This window comes from Algoriphagus lutimaris, assembly GCF_017051705.1.
GTDB lineage: Bacteria > Bacteroidota > Bacteroidia > Cytophagales > Cyclobacteriaceae > Algoriphagus > Algoriphagus lutimaris.
In genome coordinates this window covers 2,004,028-2,027,216 of the sequence record NZ_JAFIDJ010000001.1, presented here as the reverse complement: position 1 = coordinate 2,027,216, position 23,189 = coordinate 2,004,028, and the positions used below count along the sequence as shown (strand labels likewise).

18 protein-coding genes are annotated in these 23,189 nt (G+C 40.0%); 10 read left to right on the top strand and 8 right to left on the bottom strand.

The window, feature by feature from the left end; translation table 11 throughout:
- The first annotated feature begins 18 nt into the window (after positions 1-18).
- The 5 genes from JYB62_RS08340 (at position 19) to JYB62_RS08320 (ending at position 6,525) form a co-directional block, all read left to right on the top strand.
- A complete protein-coding gene (locus tag JYB62_RS08340; RefSeq protein WP_205644937.1) occupies positions 19-1,560 on the top strand; it encodes a bifunctional GNAT family N-acetyltransferase/carbon-nitrogen hydrolase family protein in 1,542 nt (513 codons plus the stop codon).
- Positions 1,542-2,117, top strand: a complete 576-nt coding sequence (locus JYB62_RS08335) for a KdsC family phosphatase (RefSeq protein WP_205644936.1) — start codon at positions 1,542-1,544, stop codon at positions 2,115-2,117. Before JYB62_RS08340 ends, JYB62_RS08335 begins: the two co-directional genes overlap by 19 nt.
- Positions 2,114-2,962, top strand: coding sequence for a 3-deoxy-8-phosphooctulonate synthase (gene kdsA / locus JYB62_RS08330; protein ID WP_205644935.1), 849 nt, complete (start codon positions 2,114-2,116; stop codon positions 2,960-2,962). The genes JYB62_RS08335 and kdsA overlap by 4 nt, the downstream gene beginning before the upstream one ends.
- Positions 2,963-2,975: 13 nt before the next feature.
- Positions 2,976-4,634, top strand: coding sequence for a L,D-transpeptidase family protein (locus JYB62_RS08325; RefSeq protein ID WP_205644934.1), 1,659 nt, complete (start codon positions 2,976-2,978; stop codon positions 4,632-4,634).
- 202 nt (positions 4,635-4,836) lie between these two features.
- Positions 4,837-6,525 (top strand): L,D-transpeptidase family protein, encoded by a 1,689-nt coding sequence (locus tag JYB62_RS08320; RefSeq protein ID WP_205644933.1) that lies wholly within the window; start codon positions 4,837-4,839, stop codon positions 6,523-6,525.
- Here the strand turns inward: JYB62_RS08320 and JYB62_RS08315 are convergent.
- Positions 6,476-7,180, bottom strand: a complete 705-nt coding sequence (locus JYB62_RS08315; protein ID WP_205644932.1) for a murein L,D-transpeptidase catalytic domain family protein — start codon at positions 7,178-7,180, stop codon at positions 6,476-6,478. The two genes, JYB62_RS08320 and JYB62_RS08315, sit on opposite strands and share 50 nt — an antisense overlap.
- Before the next feature lie 296 nt (positions 7,181-7,476).
- Between JYB62_RS08315 and JYB62_RS08310 the strand changes: the two genes are divergently transcribed.
- Together JYB62_RS08310 and folE are read left to right on the top strand one after the other, a co-directional pair.
- Positions 7,477-7,887 (top strand): 6-pyruvoyl trahydropterin synthase family protein, encoded by a 411-nt coding sequence (locus JYB62_RS08310; RefSeq protein WP_205644931.1) that lies wholly within the window; start codon positions 7,477-7,479, stop codon positions 7,885-7,887.
- Positions 7,847-8,551, top strand: a complete 705-nt coding sequence (gene folE, locus JYB62_RS08305; RefSeq protein WP_205644930.1) for a GTP cyclohydrolase I FolE — start codon at positions 7,847-7,849, stop codon at positions 8,549-8,551. The genes JYB62_RS08310 and folE overlap by 41 nt, the downstream gene beginning before the upstream one ends.
- 198 nt (positions 8,552-8,749) lie before the next feature.
- Here folE and JYB62_RS08300 read toward each other — a convergent pair whose 3' ends face one another.
- The 5 genes from JYB62_RS08300 to JYB62_RS08280 form a co-directional block, all read right to left on the bottom strand.
- A complete protein-coding gene (locus JYB62_RS08300) occupies positions 8,750-9,262 on the bottom strand; it encodes a hypothetical protein (RefSeq protein ID WP_205644929.1) in 513 nt (170 codons plus the stop codon).
- A gap of 248 nt (positions 9,263-9,510) precedes the next feature.
- Positions 9,511-10,278, bottom strand: coding sequence for a DUF6090 family protein (locus tag JYB62_RS08295; RefSeq protein ID WP_205644928.1), 768 nt, complete (start codon positions 10,276-10,278; stop codon positions 9,511-9,513).
- Positions 10,271-11,074 carry a DUF6090 family protein gene (locus tag JYB62_RS08290; RefSeq protein WP_205644927.1) on the bottom strand — a complete coding sequence of 268 codons (804 nt, stop codon included), beginning with the start codon at positions 11,072-11,074 and terminating at the stop codon, positions 10,271-10,273. The genes JYB62_RS08295 and JYB62_RS08290 overlap by 8 nt, the downstream gene beginning before the upstream one ends.
- 277 nt (positions 11,075-11,351) lie before the next feature.
- Positions 11,352-14,528 (bottom strand): VPS10 domain-containing protein, encoded by a 3,177-nt coding sequence (locus JYB62_RS08285; protein ID WP_205644926.1) that lies wholly within the window; start codon positions 14,526-14,528, stop codon positions 11,352-11,354.
- A 234-nt stretch (positions 14,529-14,762) separates the two neighbouring features.
- A complete protein-coding gene (locus JYB62_RS08280; protein WP_205644925.1) occupies positions 14,763-15,530 on the bottom strand; it encodes a hypothetical protein in 768 nt (255 codons plus the stop codon).
- A gap of 339 nt (positions 15,531-15,869) precedes the next feature.
- Between JYB62_RS08280 and JYB62_RS08275 the strand changes: the two genes are divergently transcribed.
- On the top strand, positions 15,870-16,895 hold the full coding sequence (locus JYB62_RS08275) for a phosphotriesterase family protein (RefSeq protein ID WP_205644924.1): 1,026 nt from the start codon (positions 15,870-15,872) through the stop codon (positions 16,893-16,895).
- A gap of 10 nt (positions 16,896-16,905) precedes the next feature.
- Here JYB62_RS08275 and JYB62_RS08270 read toward each other — a convergent pair whose 3' ends face one another.
- Positions 16,906-17,355 (bottom strand): DUF4174 domain-containing protein, encoded by a 450-nt coding sequence (locus tag JYB62_RS08270; protein WP_205644923.1) that lies wholly within the window; start codon positions 17,353-17,355, stop codon positions 16,906-16,908.
- Between the two features lie 139 nt (positions 17,356-17,494).
- Between JYB62_RS08270 and JYB62_RS08265 the strand changes: the two genes are divergently transcribed.
- Complete coding sequence (locus JYB62_RS08265) at positions 17,495-19,063, top strand: L-serine ammonia-lyase, iron-sulfur-dependent, subunit alpha (protein ID WP_205644922.1); 1,569 nt, start codon at positions 17,495-17,497, stop codon at positions 19,061-19,063.
- 25 nt (positions 19,064-19,088) lie between these two features.
- Here JYB62_RS08265 and JYB62_RS08260 read toward each other — a convergent pair whose 3' ends face one another.
- Positions 19,089-21,809 carry a DUF6797 domain-containing protein gene (locus JYB62_RS08260; protein ID WP_205644921.1) on the bottom strand — a complete coding sequence of 907 codons (2,721 nt, stop codon included), beginning with the start codon at positions 21,807-21,809 and terminating at the stop codon, positions 19,089-19,091.
- A gap of 506 nt (positions 21,810-22,315) precedes the next feature.
- Here JYB62_RS08260 and JYB62_RS08255 point away from each other — a divergent pair.
- Entirely contained in the window at positions 22,316-23,083 is a 768-nt protein-coding gene (locus tag JYB62_RS08255) for a hypothetical protein (protein ID WP_205644920.1), read from the top strand.
- Positions 23,084-23,189 lie beyond the last annotated feature (106 nt).

Sequence of the window (23,189 nt, the reverse complement as noted above, 5' to 3'; positions counted from 1 at the left end):
TTTTATTAATTTTGACGCATGAGTAAGAATAAAGAAGAACTTGAACATAGGCTTCGGCTACGGAATATAAAACTCTCGGATTTTGAAGATATCCGGGAAATCATGGTTTCAATTTATAAAAACCCAGGGGGGGCCTGGACTAAGGAAGAACTTAAAAATCAACTACGAGTTTTCCCAGAGGGTCAGATTTGTATTGAGGACAATGGGAAAGTGGTCGCGGCAGCCTTGAGTTTGATCGTGGACTATAGCCAGTTCGGTGATAACCATACCTATGATGAGATTACAGGGTATGGGAAGTTTGACACACACAACGATGAGGGGGATACCTTGTATGGTACCGATGTGTTTGTAGATAAGGAATACCGAGGAATGCGTATTGGGCGGAGATTGTATGATGCGCGAAAGGAACTCTGTGAAAACCTCAACTTAAGATCTATAATTGCCGGAGGTAGAATTCCTGGATACGCCAATTATGCGGATGAGATGACCCCTCGTAAATACATCGATTTGGTCAAGAATAAAGAGATTTTTGATCCGGTGTTGTCTTTCCAGCTTGCGAATGAATTTCACGTTCGTAAAGTAATCACCAAATACCTTCCTGAAGATACTGATTCCCGTGCCTATGCCACCCTCTTGGAATGGATCAATATCTATTATGAGAAAGACGAAAAGCTGATAGGCAATAAGAAATCCATCGTAAGATTGGGCCTGGTTCAATGGAAAATGCGTCGTTTTTCCAATGTGGATGATTTGATGCAACAGGTAGAGTTTTTCGTGGATACGGTATCAGGTTACAAATCAGATTTTTGCTTGCTTCCAGAGTTCTTTAATGCGCCTTTGTTGGCAGAGTTTAATGACATGGATGCTTCTGAGGCCATTCGTAATTTGGCCGATTATACCGATGAGATTGTTTCTAGAATGAGTGACTTGGCGGTTTCTTATAATGTAAATGTGATTGGCGGTTCTATGCCTGAGTACGATGGTAAAAAGCTTAGAAACGTGAGTTACTTATGTAGAAGAGATGGCACGCAAGCCAAGCAATACAAATTACATATTACTCCGGATGAAGCGGCTTATTGGGGACTTCAAGGCGGAAATGGAATCAATGTGTTTGACACAGACGCAGGAAGGATCGGTATTCTGATTTGCTATGATGTGGAATTCCCTGAATTAGGAAGAATCTTGGCAGAACAGGAGATGGACATTCTCTTTGTGCCCTTCTGGACGGATACGAAGAATGCTTTTCTTCGAGTAAATACCTGTGCCAAATCCCGGGCTATCGAAAATGAATGTTATGTAGCGATCACGGGTTCCGTAGGAAACCTTCCTAAGGTAGAAAATATGGATATCCAGTATTCTCAAGCAGCTATTTTTTCACCATCTGATTTCTCATTCCCTCACGATGCGGTCGTAGCGCAGGCTTCTGAAAATGAAGAAACTATCATTGTGGCAGATGTAGACTTGGATTTATTGACCAAGCAAAGAAAAGCAGGGAGTGTAAGAAATTTAGAACAAAGAAGATTAGACCTTTACTCAATCCAATGGAAACAGAAAAAATAATAGCATCCTATTTCAGTTCAATTTCTGAAGACATTTGGGAAAGAGCAAAAAAAATCAAACTCCTGATTTCCGATATAGATGGGGTGATGACTGACGGGGGAATCATCTACGATGATAGAGGATTGGAATTTAAAAAATTCAATGTAAAAGATGGGTTAATTGTCAAGCATTTGAGGAAATCCGGCGTTTTGGTTGGAGCGATTACTGGCAGGGAGTCCCAAGTAGTGATGAACCGATGCGAGGAATTGAAGTTTGATTTTCATTACCATGGAGTGAAGGATAAAGGCAAAAAGCTAAACGATCTCCTGGAAACCATGGAAATAGACATGGAGACCGTTGCTTACATTGGGGATGATTTGATCGATGTTCCCATACTAAGCCAAGTAGGACTTGCCATTTGTCCTGCAGATGCTTTGGTTTATGTACAACCATTTGCACATTGGGTGACCCAAAGCAAAGGAGGAGAAGGGGTATTTAGAGAGGTAGGAGATTTAATTTTACATTCCAAAGGACTATTGGTCCCGATTATTGAGAGTTTATCAACTAAAGAAGCATGATTAGAAATACTAAACCCATGAAAATTACCGATCAGGTGATTTTAGGGGAAGAAAAACCGGTACTTTTTTCTGGGCCTTGTGCTGTAGAAAGCTATGATATTTGCCTTGAAATTGGCACCAAAGTAAAAGCTTGGGCGGAACAACATGGCTTTTCCTATGTTTTTAAGGCTTCATTTGATAAAGCTAATAGGACTTCCTCAGGTTCATTCCGAAGCATTGGGATGGATAAGTCCTTGGAGGTTTTGCAACGCGTAGGCAAAGCTTTGGACGTTCCTTTGGTAACAGATATTCATGAAAGCTACCAAGCAAAGGAAGTAGCTGAGGTAGTAGATGTATTGCAAATACCGGCCTTCCTTTGCAGACAAACCGATTTATTATTGGCTGCTGGAGAAACTGGAAAAGCGGTGAAGATCAAGAGAGGTCAGTTTATGGCACCTGAAGATATGCAATACGCAGTGACCAAAGTACGGTCTACTGGAAATGAAAATGTGTGTTTGACCGAAAGAGGTTTTTCTCTTGGCTACCATAACCTGGTGGTGGATATGAGGGGCTTACCTATTATGAGGCAATTTGCTCCTGTGGTATTTGACATTACTCATTCGGTACAGCAACCGGGAGGCCAAGGAGGAACTTCCGGTGGGCAACGGGAATTCGCACCGATTTTGGCAAGAGCAGCAGCAGGTACAGGGATTGATGGCTTTTTTATAGAAACTCACCCGGAACCAGCTAAAGCATTGAGTGATGGGCCAAATTTGATTCCGCTTCACAGAATGGGTGATTTTCTGGAGATGCTAAAGGAGGCTTGGGAAGTAGGAAGAAAATATCAAGACTTTCAAATCCAATAAATCATAAACATCCATGAGGCTTCCATTTTTTGCTTTTTTCTTCCTCTTTTTCATAGTTCAAGTTGTTAGTTTACATGCCCAATCTGAAGATGAGGTGAGTAGACTGATACGGTTTAGGATAGAATCGGATGAACCTATGGATAAGATTGAAATCCGTAAGATTTCCTTGTTGACTACGGATGAAATCATCAACTTTTATAACAATCGAACATTTAAAAAGGCATGGTCACAAAATGGTTTATTGACAAAAGCAGCCTATGATTTGAGATTGGAGATACTTCAGTCTGAATTTGATGGGTTGACGCCAGAGGATTACCATTTAAGTATGATTGAGTCGTTTTTTAGGACTTTTGAGGGGAATAAGGCCAATGGAGTCGCAAACGAACCTGGAGATCTTGCTGATTTTGATATTTTCTTAAGCGATGCCTTTTTTCATTTAGCTAGGAATCTCGAGATAGGCAAAGTTGATCCGTCTAAGTTTGGAAAGGATTGGGAAATTGCCAGAAAAGAGCCTGTTCATACCTTTCCTGCCTTATTAGAAGAAGCCTTGGCTAAAAATGATATTCATGGAAGCATTGAACTTTTGTATCCTAAATTCAGCATTTACAAGGAAGGAAGAAAAGTAATCAAAGAGCTTGTAGAAAAGGTAAAAGAGGATACGCTGAACTGGAGGAAGGTCAAAATTGACAAGGCAATCCATGTGGGAGAATCCAATCCGGTGATTCCTCGGTTAAGGGAACGTTTGATTTATTGGGGGTTACTTGAGGAATATGATTTTCAGGACGAGAGATTATATGACTCAGTAATGATGGATGGAATCAAAGATTTTCAGGGAACTCATGGTTTGGATATTGACGGAGTTATTGGTAGGCAGACGGTTCTAGCATTTAATGATGGTCCTCGGCAGCAGCTGAATAAAGCGATCGTTAATATGGAGAGGTTGCGTTGGCTCCCTGATACCGTAAAGAATGCGGAATTTATTCTGGTGAACATCGCTAACTTCCAGTTGGATTACTTGAAAAACCTCGATACACTTTTGACTGAACGAGTGATAGTGGGAAAGAGATACCATGAATCCCCCATATTTATGGCGGACATGAGTTACATTGTTTTTAGCCCTTATTGGAATATCCCCTATTCCATTACCCAAAGTGAGATCATTCCCAGTGTCAGGAAAAATCCCAATTACATATCTGAAAAGAACATGGAAGTCATCACTCCTTCAGGCAAATTGGTAGATCCAAGTACTATTAATTGGAATTCCAAGTCATTTCCTTATCTGGTTCGTCAAAAACCCGGAGAAGGTAACTCTTTGGGTCTAGTGAAATTTATGTTTCCCAATAAACATAATGTGTATATCCACGATACTAATGCCCCGTCTCTTTTTGATTTGGATGATCGAGCTCGAAGTCATGGATGTATCCGTGTTAGAAATCCCCAGGATTTTGCCAAAGCGCTGTTGGCAGATGATCCGAGCTGGACCATGGACCGTATACTAACTGCTATGCATCAGACTCAGGAACAAGTAGTCCAATTGAATCGTAAAATCCCCGTGGTGTTGGTTTATCTTACTTTTTGGGCAGATACTAAAGGAGAGGCACATTTTAGGGAGGATATTTATGACCGAGATGAAAAAGTACTGTTAGCTTTGAAGCAGAACAGTTTGGACTAATAATAGAATCCAGATTCCCCAAAACAGGAATTTTATTTCGCGAATCCATTTGAATCTATTTCAAATGGATTTTCTTTTTTTAGCAAAAACTTTATTTAGAGCCTAAATGGGCTACTTTTTTGAATCTTTAAGAAGCTTAGAATATGCAGCACTCAAATTGGACTGTGGAGCATAGGAATATCTCAACCTACCCTTCTTGACCATGAAAAATAAACCACTGATTATTATTTTAGTTCTATTTTTGATTGCTGCCTCTATTTTTATAGTAGGAAGAATAGGAAGGTCGGACCTTACGGAGGAAATCGAAATGAGGCTTTCTTCATATGATGAAAAACAAGCTGTACAGGTTGCTGGGGAACCACTACTTAGCTCAGAAGAAATCAAGGCCTTTTATTTAAAAAGGGATTTTGAAGAAATCTGGTCAGAGAATGGAAAAATTAATTCCTTAGCTGAAAATTTCCTGATGGAAATTGAAAATGTCAAATACGATGGACTCAACCCTGAAGATTACAACCAAATTTTGATTCAGGAGTTTTTCGAAGAAATTCATGGAAATAGAAAGATTCTTAAGCCCAAATCCACTCCAGAATTAGTGGATCTTGAATTTTTGATGACGGATGCATTTTTGAGGCTTTCCAAAGACTTGGAGGTAGGGAAAGTTGCTCCAAATGAAAGGGGATCCTATTGGAAATTAGCCGCCAAAGAGTCGAAAATCCATTCACTGGATTTGCTGGATGAAGTAGCGGTCGGTCTTGATATCCAAAAAGCACTGGCATCCCTTTATCCTGAAATAGAAATGTATACGAAGGGTAGAAAAGTAATTCAAACTCTATATGAGAAGGGCGAGGAGGATACTTTGAGTTGGAAGCCTGTAAGTTTTGAGCATTTCTTGAAAGTTGGAGATAGGCATGCTTCTGTAACTGGCTTAAGGGATCGATTGAAGTTTTGGGGTTTTCTGCAAGAGTATGAGGTGAAAGATGCGCTTCTTTTTGATTCAATTATCTGGAAAGGCTTGAAAAACTATCAAATGGAGAATGGAATGAATCCGGATGGGGCAATCGGAGAGTTGACCGCCGATTTCCTAAATGATTCTCCTGAAAAACTGATTGAAATTGCCTCAGTCAATCTAGAAAGGATGCGGTGGATGCCTGAGATCAAATGGGAGGAAGAATTGGTTTTGGTGAATATTGCCAATTACCAATTGGACTACATGAAAGATGGGGATACCATCCTTTCTGCTAAAGTAATTGTAGGGAAAGAATACAATGAATCCCCTGTATTTATAGCTCCAATGAGTTACATCGTTTTTAGTCCCTATTGGAACATTCCACCCTCCATTACTCAAGATGAAATCATTCCTTCTGTAAGGAAAAATGGAGATTATTTAAAGGAAAAAAATATGGAATTAGTGTCTAATTCGGGAGAAGTATTGAACCCAAAACAAGTAAACTGGATGGGAAAAGAGGGGACTGATTTTCCATATCGAATCAGACAAAAGCCAGGAGGATTAAATTCTTTGGGCTTAGTGAAATTCATGTTCCCAAATGATTATAATATCTACATTCACGACACCCCTGCTAGAAGTCTTTTTGCCAGAGAGTCACGAGCATTGAGCCATGGGTGTATCCGGATTCAGTATCCAGATCAATTTGCTAAGGCCTTGTTAGGAAATAAAAAATGGACTAGGGAAAGAATCCAAAAGGCAATGCATCAGGAGCAAGAGGAAGTGGTAGAACTGGACAGAGAAGTTCCTGTGCTATTGTTGTATTTGACATTTTGGACTGATGAAGCGGGACATGCCCATTTCAGGCATGATATCTATAATCGGGATACGGAATTGATCAAGAAGCTGAAAGCTCCACTGAAGCCTGAATCAAAGCTGAAGACTTGAGATAATAAGAGTCCTTTCCGTAGATAAATAAAAGTGAGCCTCCTTTGATGAAGTCAATGGCTTTTGAAGAGATTTCTGTAGGAAGCGCCGGGCATCCCAAGCTTCTTCCCAATCTTCCTACGTTCTTTGCAAATTCCTCTCGGGCATAATCAGCACCATGAATGACGATCGCTCGATTTCTGGCCTGGTCATTAAATCCTTTTTCCAAACCATCCAAGCGAAGCGAATAGCCGTGCTTACCTTGATAAGTTTCAGCAGTTTTATAAAAACCGAGGCTACTTTGGTAGGATTCTGGCTGGTTAGAGAATTTACTGGCCATCAGATTGCCGGAGTTTCTTCCGTGGGAAACCACGGTGTTAAGTAAGACCATTTTGTTTTGAGGGTCGATGATCCAAAGCCGTTTTTCGGTAGAAGGCAAACTAAAATCAATGATGGTAATTACCTGTGATTTCAACTCTCCACTCAATTTCTTCCATCCCTTAAGGGCAAGATCGAACACTTCCTTATTGGGAAGCGATGCAGAAGTTTCTGCTAATTGCTCATATAAAGAAAGAGGTGGAGGCGTAATGGTTTTTTCAATAGAAGTTGCTTCTTCCATCGGAAAAACATAGCTGAAAATCCAAAGAATGGGAATAAGTAAATTCGATGAAATCATTTAATCCGGATGATATTTCAAAGATACAATGTTGATTCTTGGAATAAAAGTTCCAATGGCTCAGAACTTTAAAGAATTTTATTGATTTTCATTAACTAGTAAAGGGAACCTATTGCTAAGTTCTTCTAGTTATTAAATTGCATGATTACACAATAGCTTTTATAGCGAAATATTATTCTGTAATTTCGCAGCTGATTTTAAATTTAAAACCCTGATCAGTAGGGGATTATTAATAATGTTTAAAAAAATATAGAAAAAGATAAACAAAAATTAAATTTCCACTGTTCAAACAACGCATGAAAGTTACCGTATTTAGAAAAGAGCATTTTAATGCTGCGCACCGTTTACACAATCCAGAATGGTCAGATGAGCAAAATAAGGCTTTTTTCGGTAAGTGTAATAATCCCAATTATCATGGCCACAATTATGAATTAGTGGTGACTTTAAGAGGGGAAGTAGACCCAGCTTCTGGGTATGTATATGATATGAAAGTGCTCAGCGATTTGATCAAAGAGCATGTCTTAAATAGATTTGATCATAAAAATTTAAACCTGGATACCGATGAATTCAATCAACTTAACCCAACCGCCGAAAATATTGCAGTGGTTATTTGGAATATTTTGAGGGATAAAATTGATCGGAAATTCGAATTAAAGATTCGACTTTATGAAACAGAAAGAAACTTTGTTGAATACGATGGGAATTAATATTTCCAGCGCTTCATTTGAGGAAATTGGAGAAGAGCATGTAGGGACATCTTTAGAAACACCATTGAGAGAGGATGCTTTTGAAATGGATGATGAATTAAAGATCGAATTAATCGAAAAGCATTTCCGTGAAATCATGCATATCATGGGTTTGGATTTGACAGACGATAGTTTGAAAGGTACACCTCATCGGGTAGCAAAAATGTATGTGAAAGAAGTTTTCAGCGGTTTGAATCCCAAAAACAAGCCTGTTGCCAAGCTTTTTGAAAATAAGTATAAGTACAATGAGATGTTGGTGGAGAAAGACATCACCTTTCATTCACACTGCGAACATCATTTTGTCCCGATTTATGGTAAAGCACATGTCGCTTACATTTCGGGCGGAGAAGTAATCGGCTTGTCCAAAATCAACAGAATTGTACAATATTTTGCCAAGAGACCACAAGTTCAGGAAAGATTGACGATGCAGATTGGAAACGAATTGAAAGAGGTTTTGAAGACAGATGATGTGGCGGTCATCATGGATGCCAACCATATGTGTGTAAGCTCCAGAGGAGTGCAGGACGTAAATAGTTCCACCGTGACTTCTTTTTATTCAGGTAAGTTTGAAAAAGATGAACAAGCTCGGAATGAGTTTTTAAAATATATCTCTTTAGAGAAGTAATATTATTCATACTAAACCAACACCAAAACCGGGCCTAGGCTCGGTTTTTTTTATGCTTTCAGGTTTTTTTAATTCGATCATCAACCTTCGCTGTACCAGGAAAACAGGTGTTTTTTAAGCCATATGACTGAACACATTGGCGAGACCTGCCGCCCAAATGAAAAATCCCACTACTATTTGCCACTTAAGCTTTTTATGCTACCAAATAAATAGTCCATAAATAAGGATAAAAAACAAGATCCATTCTAAACCGAAATTCCCAAAAAGATGACCCACCGCTCTATCCCAAGCAGGTTGGATGAGCAGAAAAGAGCCTAACATGATATTAGCCTTGTGTTTATGGGTGTCTTTTTTTCTGTTGTAATAAGCCAATCCGATTAAGATTGACCCAAAGACTAGCTGACTAAAAACCATGATCGATAATGGCTCAAATTCTTTGAAGTAGAGAGGTAAGGTGCTTAGGAGGAAAGCGATGTAAATCAAAAAACCTATTTTGCCGGCTTTTTTGTGAGCCGTTACATTGCCTTTTTTGATTAGCATATTTTGAAACACTAAGAGGGTGAACCAGCTAAATGCAAAAAGTGCATGAATTAGAAATTTAGGTTGTGAGTTACTGGGTTGATGAATATCTGTTAACCAATTATCAGAAAATCCAATGACCATAATGGTCCAAAGTAGTATGCTAAGGACTAAAAAGAAGTATTTTCTCATATCTGATGATTTTTACCATTAGTTGTTCATTATATATCGAGTATTACTTTATAATTCAACTTATAGCGGTATACCTTTTTATAAAATACTCATTTTTAACAGATTAAATATTGGTGCAGTAGGTGGCTTTATTTAGTATGTAAGTTGTTGGTATAAAAATTCCGTCGAGTTGCTAGACTCCTCATATTTTTATGTATTCTAAAAAATGAATCCTCAAATACCAATTCCATGGAGACAGGTTCCTTTTGTTAATGGTTTTTTATATTGGACTCTAACATCCTAATTACTTGTTCGATATAGGTTAGCAAAGTGACTTCATTACTCGTCGTATAGGATTGATTTAAGTAGATTTCATAAATCGCTCCATCCACTTCTAATGATGAAAAAAACTCAGCGTAATTAGATTCGGGAATTTCGATGGGATTAATTCTTAGTTCTCTTAAATAGTCGTTTCGGTCATAAGCTTTGTCAAAATTTCGATAAGGAATATATTTTCTAAAAAGTGGGGAAGCATTATGAACGATATGGTCTCGCCGAATAATAGCATCTTCTCCTAAGTCTTTTAATTTTCCCGTCCACAGGCTCAATAGGGTTTTAAGACTATCGTTTTGAATCAACCTCATCTTTCCGGAAGCTATGGTTTCGTCAAAGACTCCTGTTCGGGCATCAAAAGTGGCGTAATTCAATGCAGTACCTATTAGGCTGTCCACTTCATATGAACTCAATTCGGTTCGGTTTTCCTGCAGCAATGCATACCCTGCTTCCAAAGAAGCTTGGTTCAACCTATGGTCTTTTTTGAGTTCTGAGAGGTTTATTTTAAATTCATTGGCCAGGCTTTTTAATACATTCTGCTCAATTTCCCGGTCGTTTTGGAAGGAGTTCCAATTGTTGATCTGCAAGGCCAATAAGATTCCTATCACTACTAGAATAATTTCCCCTATGGCATATAGAAGGTATCTACTGAATTTATTCTCTGAAAGTAATTTTTGACGAATTTTCCTAAAAAATTTAATCATTGTTTATGTTTTCAAGTAACAATTTGAGATCGTCGAGCTGAATTATTATTGGCTTCAGATCATTTTGTTTGCCGGTCTCATTCCCAATTAAATACCGCAAATCCTTTTTTAAACTTTCGTCTTGCCGTAGCTCTTCCACTACTGATCTGGCGTAATGGGGGGCTAAAGTTATTTCACATGCATCGGGCAAGGCTGTTAGATAGTTACCCCTCGATTTTACATAGATATCGTTGCAATTGGATCGAATTTCTGTCTGGATTTCATTTGGCATCTTTCCTCTTAAATTTACTCTGTACGTGTTTTCAAGTTTGAAAACTCCAGTTTCAGTCCATTCTATCTCGTAAAACCGAATTAAGGCAGTTTTTAAAACCTCATTTTGAATCAGGTTAATTTGACCAGAAGCAATAAGCTCCTTGTAAGTGGACGAAGCAGAATAGGAGTCTTGCAACTGGCTCGCCTGATACATATCTATAAGATTTTGAACTGGATCCGGATGGGCATTTGGTGAATTTTCAAATACAGCAATGGCTTCTTTGGCATGGCCAATCACCTGATTGGAATAATTTATAGTCGCTTCTAGGATTAATTTTTCTTCTTTGACATCTTCCAAAACCCGTTTATAATACTGGAACTCTAGGTTACGGTCCAAGCGGTTTTGATTCCAATTATTGATCGATAGGGCTATTAAAATTCCTATGACCACCAGGATGATTTCACCAATTGCATAAACCAAATAGCTGCTGAATTTATTTTTAGCCAATAGACGTTGCCTAATTTTTCTAAAGAATTTTATCATGAGTCATTGCTAATACTACCAAATGCTAGAGTCAAAATAGTTGGAATCAACACCAATCAATCCTCAATTTGGATCGGCAATGTTCTTTTTCTAAAATACTCATTTTTAGTTGATTCCAAATTGGTGTATTCATGGGAGCTCTTCAAAAAAGAAAATTAGAGTCATTAAAAAAACCATTGAGGTGTTTGAGACCTCAATGGTTAATGGGGATAAAATCTAAAACAGCTTGAGCTGATCAGGAAAAGAAAATGGATGTGCTTATTCGCTTACATGAAACCTAGTTTTTACTTACTCTCTCAATTTCAATCCGTCGGTCTTTGCGTTCCAAGGCTTTATTGAACTCCTGAATATCATGATTGATCAGTTCTGAAAATTGCTCAATGGCAACTTGTAATCGGGCGTCTAAGACTTGGTACACTTCACCTTGCTGGTCGGTAGGAGGGTAGTCAATTCCACTCGCATTGATATCACTAGCCAACGCACTCAATCGACCATAAAGCTTGATAGGGGAGCGAAAGGCATCTTCACGTGCTCCGGTCAGGTGGATGTCGTAGAGTTTGGAGGCCACTTCTTCTGCTGCTGCTTTTAATCGTAAGGCCTCCTGCTGCGTTTTCCGATCTGACTCTTCAGCGAGAATGATGTCCAATTCTTTTCTTAATTGTTCAACTGCATTGATATTACTAACGGCCAAATTCATGGCATCACGTAATTGTAAAGAGAAAGCAACTTGGGCTTGCAAATCTTCTATACTGCCTTCAGCATAAGGATCTTTCAAGACCATAAATGTGGTGGATGTGTTCGCCACTTCTGTACCCGTTGAGTCTGTCAAAATCAAATTGGCGGTATATTCACCAGGCACGACCCTTGGGCCATACTGTCCTGCCATGAGGTCTAAATCCCATTGCACCAATGGTCTCCAACCTTCCCCATTGAGTTGAACCCAAGGCCTTCCTGGAGGAGCCACTCGAAGTTTTGGAGTATAGGTGGGCTCATATCGTAAATCCCATTGTACACGATTGGCACCAGCATTGGTTCGAGCAGGCAAGCTACGTACCAATTCCCCATTGGCATTTTTAATCTCAATTTTAGCATCCCCTGTAAAAGTTTCAGGTAAATGATAATTCAGACTAGCCCCATAACTTGGATTACGCCCTGAATTGAAGCTGACCCCATCCGTTTTGATGTTTTCTCGCTCGTTAAAGCGATACGCATCCCGAACTTCATAGAATGCGATATCTTGTGTTTTATCCAGATTTCTGACTGCGGCAAGATCATCTAAAATGTAATACCCACGACCATAGGTTCCGACTACCAGGTCATCAAAACGTTCCTGTATCTCCAACCAATAAACAGGAGCAGGGGGAAGGTTGAGTTTTAGGCGACTCCAGCTTTGTCCATCATCGTAGCTGACATAAATACCTTTGTCTATACCTGCATAGAGTAAGCCTGGTCTTTTTGGATCTTCTTTGACCACATGTACAAAGCTTGATTCCGAGCTTGGAATACCCTCGGAAATCTTGGTCCAACTTTGTCCATAATCAGTGGTTTTGAAAATATAAGGATCAAAATCGCCCATTTGATGTAGGTCCACCGTGATATAGGCCGTGGCTTTGTCATAGCGAGAAGGCTCAATGTTAGCGATGGTTCCCCATTCTGGAAGATCAGGAATATTTGCGGTCAGATTGGTCCAATTTTTTCCGCCATCCTTGGTCAATTGAACTTGCCCATCGTTGGTCCCGACCCAAATCACATCCGCCTCCAACTTCGATTCTTCAATGGCAAAAAGAGTGGCTCCATCAAAAGTCATGAGGTTATCAGTCGCTACTCCTCCCGAGTTTTGCTGATGGTCTTTCAGGTTCAAAGTCAGATCAGGGGATATGATTTGCCAACTTTGACCTTCATCATCTGTCTTATGCACAAACTGGCTTCCCACATAGACTCTTCCCTTGGTATGAGGAGAATGAGCCAGTGGAAAATTCCAATGCCAGCGGTATTTCATATCTGCCGGAGCCCAACCATAGCCTGCTTCTGGCCATACGCGCACCTCTCTGGAATAGCCAGTTCTCAAGTCATGTCTTTCCAATCCGCCATCGTAGCAGCCAGACCAAATGATATGGTTGTCCACCGGGTCTGGTTTAGCGAAGCCACTTTCACAACCCCCCACGCCTTTCCAAAGTCCCAGAGGAATGTATCCTGCCAATGAATTGCTGGGACCCATATAAGACCAACCATCTTGTCTATTTCCAAAAACATTATAGGGAATCTGGTCATCTACTGCCACATGGTACATCTGTGCAATCGGCAACACCACCCGTTGAAAAGAAGCTCCATGGTTGAAACTGATACTTACCCCTCCATCATGGGCTACCATAATCCGGTCTGGATCGGTGGGGTCAATCCAAATGTCATGGTTGTCACCTCCGCCACGGGGCGGTCTAGGATTTCTGGTTTTGCCTCCATCTAAGGAATGGACAAAACGTACCGACATGGAATAAATTTCATTGGGATCTCCTGTGTTAACACGGAGTCGCGTATAGTAGGGTGCACGCTCGTTCCAGTCATGCTCCTGGCTCATCAATTCCCAGCTCATGCCCTTATCTTCAGAGCGCCATACTTCAGGGCTTTCCGCCTCAAAAAGTGCATAGACCACATTGGGGTCGCTGTGTGAAACGGCTACGGAAGTCTTGCCTACGGGTCTCTCTGCTCCGAAGGTCAAGCCATTCTTGCTCATGGGTTCCCAGGTATCCCCACCGTCAGTGGATTTATAAATGCCACTACCTGCTCCACCTGAGTTGAGCCCCCAAGTATTGATGTGGATGGACCACATGGCAGCATAAAGAATATCAGGGTTTTCGGGGTCTATTGCTAAATCTGAAGCCCCGGTTCCTTCATCAATGAATAGGACATGTTCCCAGGTATCCCCACCATCTTTGGTTCTATAGATTCCCCTTTCTTTTTGGGGCCCATAGGTGTGTCCCAAGGAGGCTGCATAAACTATTTCAGGATTAGTCGGATGAACTAAAACCCTGCCGATACGACCTGTTTTTTCTAAACCTTTGTGTTCCCAGGTTTTGCCTGCATCAGGAGAGAAGTAAATCCCATTTCCCATGGCATGGGCTGGTCTAATGATAAATGTTTCTCCGGTTCCTACCCACACCTGATTGGGGGCTGAAGGGGCCAGTTCCACCGCAGCTACGGAGGATATGTCCTGATCATCGAAAATGGGGCGCCAGTTGATGCCCATGTCTTCCGTTTTCCAAAGTCCCCCAGAAGCAGCGCCAATATAGGCAACTTGTGGATTACCTGGTTCGCCTATAACCGCAATCGCACGATTGCCTTCAGGCCCAATAAACCGAAACTGATGATTGTTTAATTGCTCATCAAGCGAGGATTGGGCCAGGGTAATGGTAGAGATTAAAAGGAGTGATAAAAAACTGAGTAATGCTTTGCTCATGGTCTGTGTGTTGTTTGGGAACTTTAAAATAAGGAATATTACCTTAGGATTTATCTGAATTCCACCAATGGACTAAGGCAGTTCTGTCTTTGGCTTTTTTGCTTTTCGTGATTTCAATCTCGAAAGGTAATCGTATGGGTAATAGTCTTATTCTCGCGCTTGAACCAGGTTGAAAATCCGTCGGGGCAGGTTCAGGATTTTAGGTCCTGAATGGCTGAAAGCAGGGCTATTGGCTCAATGAATATTTTTGTCAATTAGCGCTAGCGTTTCAGTCAGGTAGTTTTGAAAAACCTTGTAAGAGTTCAAGACATACATGTAATTCAAAGCATTATTGTAAACCTCGTTTTCAAATTCAAAGGTCCGGATTGTTTGTTCATAATTCACCTGGAACTCAGACTTGGAAATTGGGGGTAAGTCAAGATCTTTTTCAAAAAAATCCGGTACGGACATATTTCTCATTCGAACTTTGTCGGTGAGTGAAGGAACTAGAAAGCTGAATAAATAGTCCCGATAAATCACGATATCATCCTCTGTGTCGGAATAATAAAAAGACCAATTGGAGATCTGTTTTTTTAGTGCTGAATCCTGAATTAAATTCAGAGAACCTGTATTAAAAATTTCATTGATCGACCCGGTAATCAGATCATAAGACATGGTTTTATTCACTATAATATCAACCAAATGGTCCACTTCTTCGGGATTGATTTGCTGATCCCCTTTGATGATTTCGAGTAAATCAACCGATGCTTGATACGCCACTTCAAAACTAGCGGAGGCCGTTTCAAGGTTTGCGATATTGTTTTGGAAATCAATCTGTAGATTTTTTAAGATCGCTTGTTCCCTTAATCTATCTAACCTCTGATTGTTCCAATTAGTCACCTGAAGGGCTAAAAGAATCCCAACCATCACAAGCACAATCTCTCCAAAAGCATATTTTATATACTTTCTAGTTTTGCCTTCTAAAAGTAGATTTTGGCGAATTTTTCTAAAGAAATTAATCATGGGTTATTTTTTGTCATTATCAAGGACAATGATAGAGCCTATTCATTAAGTGTCTGGCTTTTATACCCTAAACTACCCAATAATTTGTAATTTGAATTAAAGGATTTTCTGTTGACCCTTTTTAATTGACTATGAAGCAATGGCAGGTATTGACCTCAGAGAAAAAAGTATTTAGGAAAACTTCAAGTTTTCATAAATCTCAACTGTTTTTTTTGCTTTTCGAGATTAGTAATTTCAAAGTATTTTAGGAAGTTTTAAAATCTAAGGTTTTTATTCGGAGTTGAAATCCAATGAATGAGGTTCAGTAGTACCATTCCGGAACAGTAACTTGATTGAGCTATGAGAAATTTATTCTTTGCTTTTTGTGTCTTTCTTTTAACAATTTCCTCATGTAAGGAAAAAGAGAAAAGTACCCCGACTAGTTCCCCTAAAATCAATACGGTAACTGGGCAAATTCTAATCGACTCATTGGGTTTGACGTTGATCCATGAACATATGCTGGTGGATTTTATTGGGGCAGATTCGGTTTCTCCAAATCGCTATGATCGGGAAGAGGTGATCAATAAAGTGCTTCCCTATTTATTGGAAGTAAAGCAATTTGGAGTCAAAACGATTTTTGACTGTACGCCTTCTTACCTGGCAAAAGACCCCTTGTTGTTGAAAGAACTTAGCGAAAAATCCGGAATCCGGATTGTGACCAATACAGGCTTTTACGGGGCTGTAGGCGGGAAATACTTATCAGATTTTATCTTTCAGGAAAATGCCTCTCAGCTTGCTGATCGCTGGATCTCAGAATTTAATTCTGGTATTGATTCTACTGGAATCAAACCGGGATTTATCAAGATTTCTGTCAATGAAGAGGAACCGTTAAGAGAGGTAGATGCCAAGTTGGTAAGAGCGGCAGGCATAACGCATGTGCAAACTGGCCTACAGATAGCTTCCCACACGGGAACCTGGAATACAGCGAAGCAAGAAGTTGAAATTTTACAAAATATGGGCATTGATCCTTCTGGATTTATTTGGGTGCATGCTCAGGCGGAACAGGATTTTCAGAATTACCTGGAAGCAGCCAATTTGGGGGTATGGATCAGTTTGGATGGAATAGGCTGGGGGGTGGACGAGTACGTGGATCGCCTGACCTTTGCGAAATCAAATGGTATTTTAGAACATATCTTGATCTCCCATGATGCAGGATGGTATGATCCAGCCAAACCAGATGGAGGAGACTTTCAGCCCTTTACCAATATTTTTGAAAAGCTCATGCCTGCACTAAATGAAAAAGGATTTAAGCAGTCAGATTGGGATTTGCTGTTGATTGAAAATCCTAAAATTGCATTTGGAAAAGGACAGGAGGGAGATTCTTAATTCACTTTTCTCAAAGCTGATTGTCTTTCTTCTTTCTTCGGATTTCAGACATCCGCATAGGCATTTGATCGATCGTTCTAAATAGACTTTCGCGAGTAAGTAGCTCATTTTTTCGGAGTTTAACCCCTCCATCCAATCCCATCAGAATCACCTCGAATTCGGAAGTTGGGTTTTTGAATTTTTCCAAGTCTTTTCCAGCCTTTTTCCAATCCTCTCTTTCCTCTAGTCCCATTTTGTAATTCCCGGCAACGGATAGGTATACTACAATTTTCCGTTCCTCCAATCCCTCAGGATCTTTTTCAAGCTCCTCTATTTGTTTCTTGAATAAGGGATTGGTAGCATTTTCGGACTGAATAATTACCAGCCGATCTTTCCATTGATGAGAGGAAAGACGCTGTGCATTGCTTGGGGAAATGACCATAAATAAAAATATGATGAAGAATAATCTCAAGTTGATCATACTCACCTAACTCAATTCAACCCAATTGGTTATAAAAAACTGAGGGGATCTATTTTTTTTCAGGGGATCATTTCTGTCTCTGGATTATTGTCTTAATCAGTTAAAAATCAATATATTGAACTAGCTAATTATTGACCTTATGAGTTACCCAAGCATTTTCAACGACGTCCTTGGTCCCGTGATGAGAGGACCATCTAGTTCCCATTGTGCAGCTGCTTTACGAATTGGCAGGATTTGCCATGACTTAATGGATGGCCGTATTTCAACCATTGAAATTGATTTTGACCCCAATGGCTCATTGGCTACTACCCATAAGGACCAAGGTTCGGATATGGGCTTGTTTGGTGGCTTTTTAGGTTGGGAAGCAGACGATGAACGGTTAGTCCATTCAGAAATTCATTTAGGAGCTGCAGGGATTCAATTTAAAATTACGATCAAAGAACTGGAGTCCAAACATCCAAATACCTATCAAATCACCTTAAGTAACCCTTGGGAAAAACACCAGGTCATTGCCAATTCTACAGGAGGAGGAATGATTGAGGTAATAGAAATTGATGGAGTTTCGATCTCTTTGGCAGGAGATAAATACGTTACCTTGATTTACGCAAATGATTTAGCAATCGTGAATCATTATTTGGAGCAAACTGGGGTGTTGGAGGATTTTGATGTCATTGCTGGACAAGGGAAGTTTGTAATGTTGACCGGATTGTCATTTTTAGAAACTCCCCTTCTGGAAGAGTTAAAAGAGCTGGATGGTGTCTCCCAAATCAAACAGCTCAAACCGGTACTGCCTATTCTGGCAAGCAAAAACCCTAAAGTACCCTTCATCACCTGTGATGAAATGTTGGCCTACAATGAAGACAAGAATTTAAGTTTGTGGGAATTGGCACTTAAATACGAAAGCATGCGGGGCAATATCTCTGAGGAGGAGGTGCTATCCAAAGCAAATTCTATTCGGATTATTCTAAAAAATGCAGTTGAAACCGGACTGAAAGGGACGGAGTTTGAAGATCGGATTTTAGGACCTCAATCGGTTAATTTCAAATCCATGATGGAAGGGAAAAAACTGATCGACGCAGATGTGCTCAATCGGATTATCATGTACGTTTCTGCCATTATGGAAGTAAAGAGTTCCATGGGCGTCATCGTTGCAGCACCTACAGCAGGATCCTGTGGAGCCATGCCAGGTGCAGTATTAGGAGTTTCGGATTCCTTGGGTCTTTCAGAAGAAGAAACCAATAAAGCCTTGTTAGTCGCCGGATTAATTGGAGTATTTATCGCTGCGCATTCCACCTTTGCTGCTGAAGTAGGAGGATGTCAGGCAGAATGCGGTTCAGGTTCTACCATGGCTGCTGCTGCCATCGTGAGTTTGGCTGGGGCCAGTTTGAAACAAAGTATTGCTGCTGCCTCCATGGCCTTGCAAAGTTCTTTGGGAATGATCTGTGATCCGATTGGAAACCGAGTAGAAGCCCCTTGTCTCAATAAAAATGTGATGGCGGCTTCTAATGCCTTGTCCTGCGCCAATATGGCTTTGGCCAGCTACGATCATCTAATTCCTTTGGACGAAGTGATCGAAACCATGTATGCGGTAGGCAAAAGCATCCCAAATACCTTGAGATGTACCAATTTGGGAGGCCTTTCTATTACCAAAACGGCCAAAGAAATCGAAAGCAGATTAGAGCAAAAGCAATTCTTTAAAAGCTGCTAGCCTTCAATTCATCTTTTTGAGAATTTTACAGAGCTGAAGAATTCCCCAATTGGTGAATGGTGTTCTGTATGGAACCTACTATTTCTTTTCCATCCTCATCTTGAAGTTGGTATTGGATTTCCATGACCCAAGTAGGTTGGATTTCAGGGATGCTTAATAAAACCGTTTTTCCGTCCTTGGCCAATTCTGCTTTCTCCACGTTTACGCTCTTCTCATTGTAATGCTTGGATCCATAGTTTCTGGATCGTAACAAGTCCCAGGTTTTGACAGTATAATTTGCGACCTGCTGAACACTTCCCTCCTCTAAGGAGGCTGAAAACGTTAATTCAATGCCATTTTGAGTGGCTTTGATTCCAACAGGAACAATTAGAGGTTGATCTACTTTTCGAATTCTGTACAGTCCACCTAATTGGGGTTGAGTGGATCCCCAGGCAGAAAGTCCACACAGGTATAGTTGTCCATCACCAGGGTTGAATCTCCCTCGCATGACTCCTGTAGAGAATCTTGGGATGGGTAATTCCACGATTCCTCCTTGTACTTGTTCCCCAATGGTTTCATAAGGAATTACAAATACTTTTCCATACCCATAGGAGAGGTTTAAAAGCTTTCCATTGAGTGGTCCCCATTTTTCACTTTCTACCCAGAGAAGTTCAGAGGGGGATTGATCAACATCCCTTTCCACCCAAACTAATGGAAGCTCCATACCACTTTCGGTACTGTCTTTAGGTGGGTTGTAGCCAAACATATTTCCATAAAAACCACCTTCTTTGACCCAATTGATTCGGTTCATCGGGTTCCAATGACCTTCCTGATCCGTCACGATAAAAGTGCCATCTGGATTGAGACATACTCCATTGGCGGCTCGAAATCCGCTGGCAATGATATCCGTATTTTGTCCGTCTTTGCTTACTTTAATCAAAGTTCCATGTTGTGGAGTCAGGGCCTCCCGGGCGTGTCGGCCACTTTTGGCATAATAAAAATTACCTTCCTCATCCACTTGAAGTCCCATGGCAAATTCATGGAAGTGATCGGTGACCATATGGTCATTGTTGAAACTTTCATAGAAATCTGTTTCCAGATCTCCATTCAAATCCTGAAGCCGAACTAGCTGGTCTCTACAAGTAACAAATATTTCCTCGTTGACCACCTTGATTCCTAGGGGTTGGAATAGTCCAGAAGCGATTCTCTTCCAGCTAAGTTTTCCGGGATTTTCCAAAAAGCCTTCTACCAGCCAGACATCGCCATCTGTGGAACAAATCACCCCTTTATTAGGATCTTTGAAGAAGTCCAGCCCGCTCAACCTGAATTGATTCTTCCAGGGACTGTCAAAGGGTGGGTTCATGATGTCTACCTGAAAAGGTCCATCTTGCTCACCTCTTAAAATTTCAGTGCTTAGCTTTTCAGGGTACCTGGCAGGCCCACCTTTGGTAAAGCTACTTAAGTCTTCTGGTTTTGGAGAAGAGTTGGCCAATTCCTGTAGCCCAGAAGTTCCTGCTTTGGCCATCCATAATTTCAATTGGATGGTTTTCCCACTTTCAATTTTCAAGACATGGAAACCATCTTCCTTGGTTAAACTGGCGCCTTCTCCCGTCAAGGCCACTGCAGTACTGCTCGGGGCTACTCTCATTTTTAGGGTTTCTCCTGAAGGGGTGAGGTGGAATGTTCTGGTGAATACAGGCTGCTCATTCAGTGTTTCCAAGCCAAAAGCTTCCAATAGTTTAGTGTTTCCTACGGTGTAGGACAACACTACCCTGTCTTCAAATTGATAAAGTCCTTCATAATGCGTCCATTCCCTAGGTAAAGGACCAAACTTTCGCTGATCTCGAGCTGTAAACCTAGGGTCTTCAAAACTTCCGGTTTTAGGGCTTGCCCAGCCGGGAGCTACTGGATTTTCAAAATGAAGTTCACCAATAGTTCTTGGTGAGATATTGTGTCTACCGTTGAATAAAATTGCCTCCCAATCAATAAAACCTTCTCCAGTCCAAGCCCCTGCTACACGCATCAAGTCATGGTCAAACATCATCCAGGCTTTTCCTGCTGCTACACCTCCAGCGCCTTGATCCAATCGAATAGCAATACCTTTGTAGGCAAAATTAGAATTCACTAGGTTTTCATCGGGAAGAGGAGCTTTGCCTGAGGACCGCTCCCTTGGAGCAGCATCCAAATCGGCCAATTCATAGGTATTGATCAAGAAATTGCCATAATCCATTTCGGCCCATGGCTTGAATTCCTTGGGCTCCGGACCTATGTTGGTTCCGACTGGTAGGCTTGCCAAATAGGTGGAATCTACTTCAACGAATTGTCCTGGGTTTTCCTCTTTCAAAAAAGTCTCTCTCAAGTAATTGATGAGATCATATTTTTCTACTGGGGTTAAATTGACTTGTGGAGGCATGGATCCATAGCCTCGGGTCAGAGTTTGGTAGATGGAATAAGGATCTTTGCCTACCTTAAATTCATCTTTCCAAAATTTGAAAGCATTCGGCATGGAACCTTCCTGATCTGGATTTCCATGGCAATTAAAGCAAATGTTGTTGTAAATATGTTCTCCGGTTCGAATGGACTCGCCTTGCCGATCTCCCCAGGCAGATATCAACCGTTGATGATCAATCTTCTTTTCATAATCGGGAAGGTCTGATTCCTGAAGGTTAAAACCAGTAATAGTTTCTGATTCTTTAGTATTGGAGTTACATCCTATCAAAAGCAGAAAAAGTAAAAGAGAATTTAAACCAAGCAGGAATCTTTTCATTGTTAGGGCTTTTTTATCAGTTCTTTTTTATTGTCTATCCCAATAGAGAATGGATTTTAAACCAAGGGAAAATCCGAATTGAATGTATGAAAAATACACATTTCTCAGACGGTCTGAAAATGTCCAGATACTTTCCTTAAGTAAATGTATGATCTATTCAAAAAGAAAATCTCTTTAAAAAATTATCTTGGAGTATTTTAATTACCTTTTTATAAGCAAAAAAGCCAATAAAGTGCAGTTTGAACTTTGTAATATGTAATTAATTTATTAACTAACATAAGTTATTTTTCCTTTTATTTCATATTGCGTGAGGTCAATTAAAAAATTATATAGTTTAAATATTGATTTAGTTTAAAAAGTTTTTCCTCTCTGTTTTAAGTATTATAGTTTTATATATAAATATCTAGTTTATTTAGTTGCTTTCTAGTTTATAGAAGGTGAATTTTTGTGCTCATTATTTTTATTTAGATACATAAATCAATTAATAACAATTAAAAAATCCTACTATGAAAAAGCTATTGATTTTAATTGCGAGTTTTATTTTTACAGGTAGTTCATTTGCTCAAGTGGTTTATATGCAATTTAGGAATGTGCCTTTGGACCGCCAAGCCGAATTTGTTGAGAAGGAAACCAAATATTGGTCAAAAGTTGCTAAAACTGCAATGGATAATGGACAAATGGTTGGATGGTCGCTCTGGAGAAAAGCTAATGTTACCAGTGCAGACGATCCTAATTATGTTTTGGTAAATATTTTTGAAAGTGTTGATGATATTGACCCTGCTGCAATCTGGTCGGAAAGCAACATGAAAACTATGGGTGTTCCTCCTGAGATGGTTGAAACGCAGTCATTTGCACCAACAGCGTTTGATTATTGGACACAGGTAGAGGATATGATTCCGGGTGACTACAAATATGCTATAATCAATTATGCAATGCCAGATAATTTAGGTGCTTTTATTGAAGAAAACAGGACGCTTTGGAAGCCTTTTTTTGAAAAAAATGTTGCGGCTGGAACTATGGGAGTTTCGTCTTGGGGAATGTTATCCGTAATAGCACCAAAAGGTAATCTATCTCGTTTTTCAGTACTCACTTGGGATGGCTTTAATAAGATGTCCGATGTGATGAACTATATGAGATATACTTCTGAAGAAAATACGAGTAGTGATTGGAATGATATTATTTCCAAGACAAAAATGGCTGAAATTCTACCACAAGGATTTGAATATAGTATTGTTTATGAATTGGTGATGAATATTTCTCCTGAGGAAAATTAATAATATGATTTTTTTTAAAGAGCGTTATTCAATGGCGCTCTTTTTTTATGTAAAATTTTTATTCCATTCAATGTTCAAGAAAACTTGCTCTGTGCCATTGCGCATT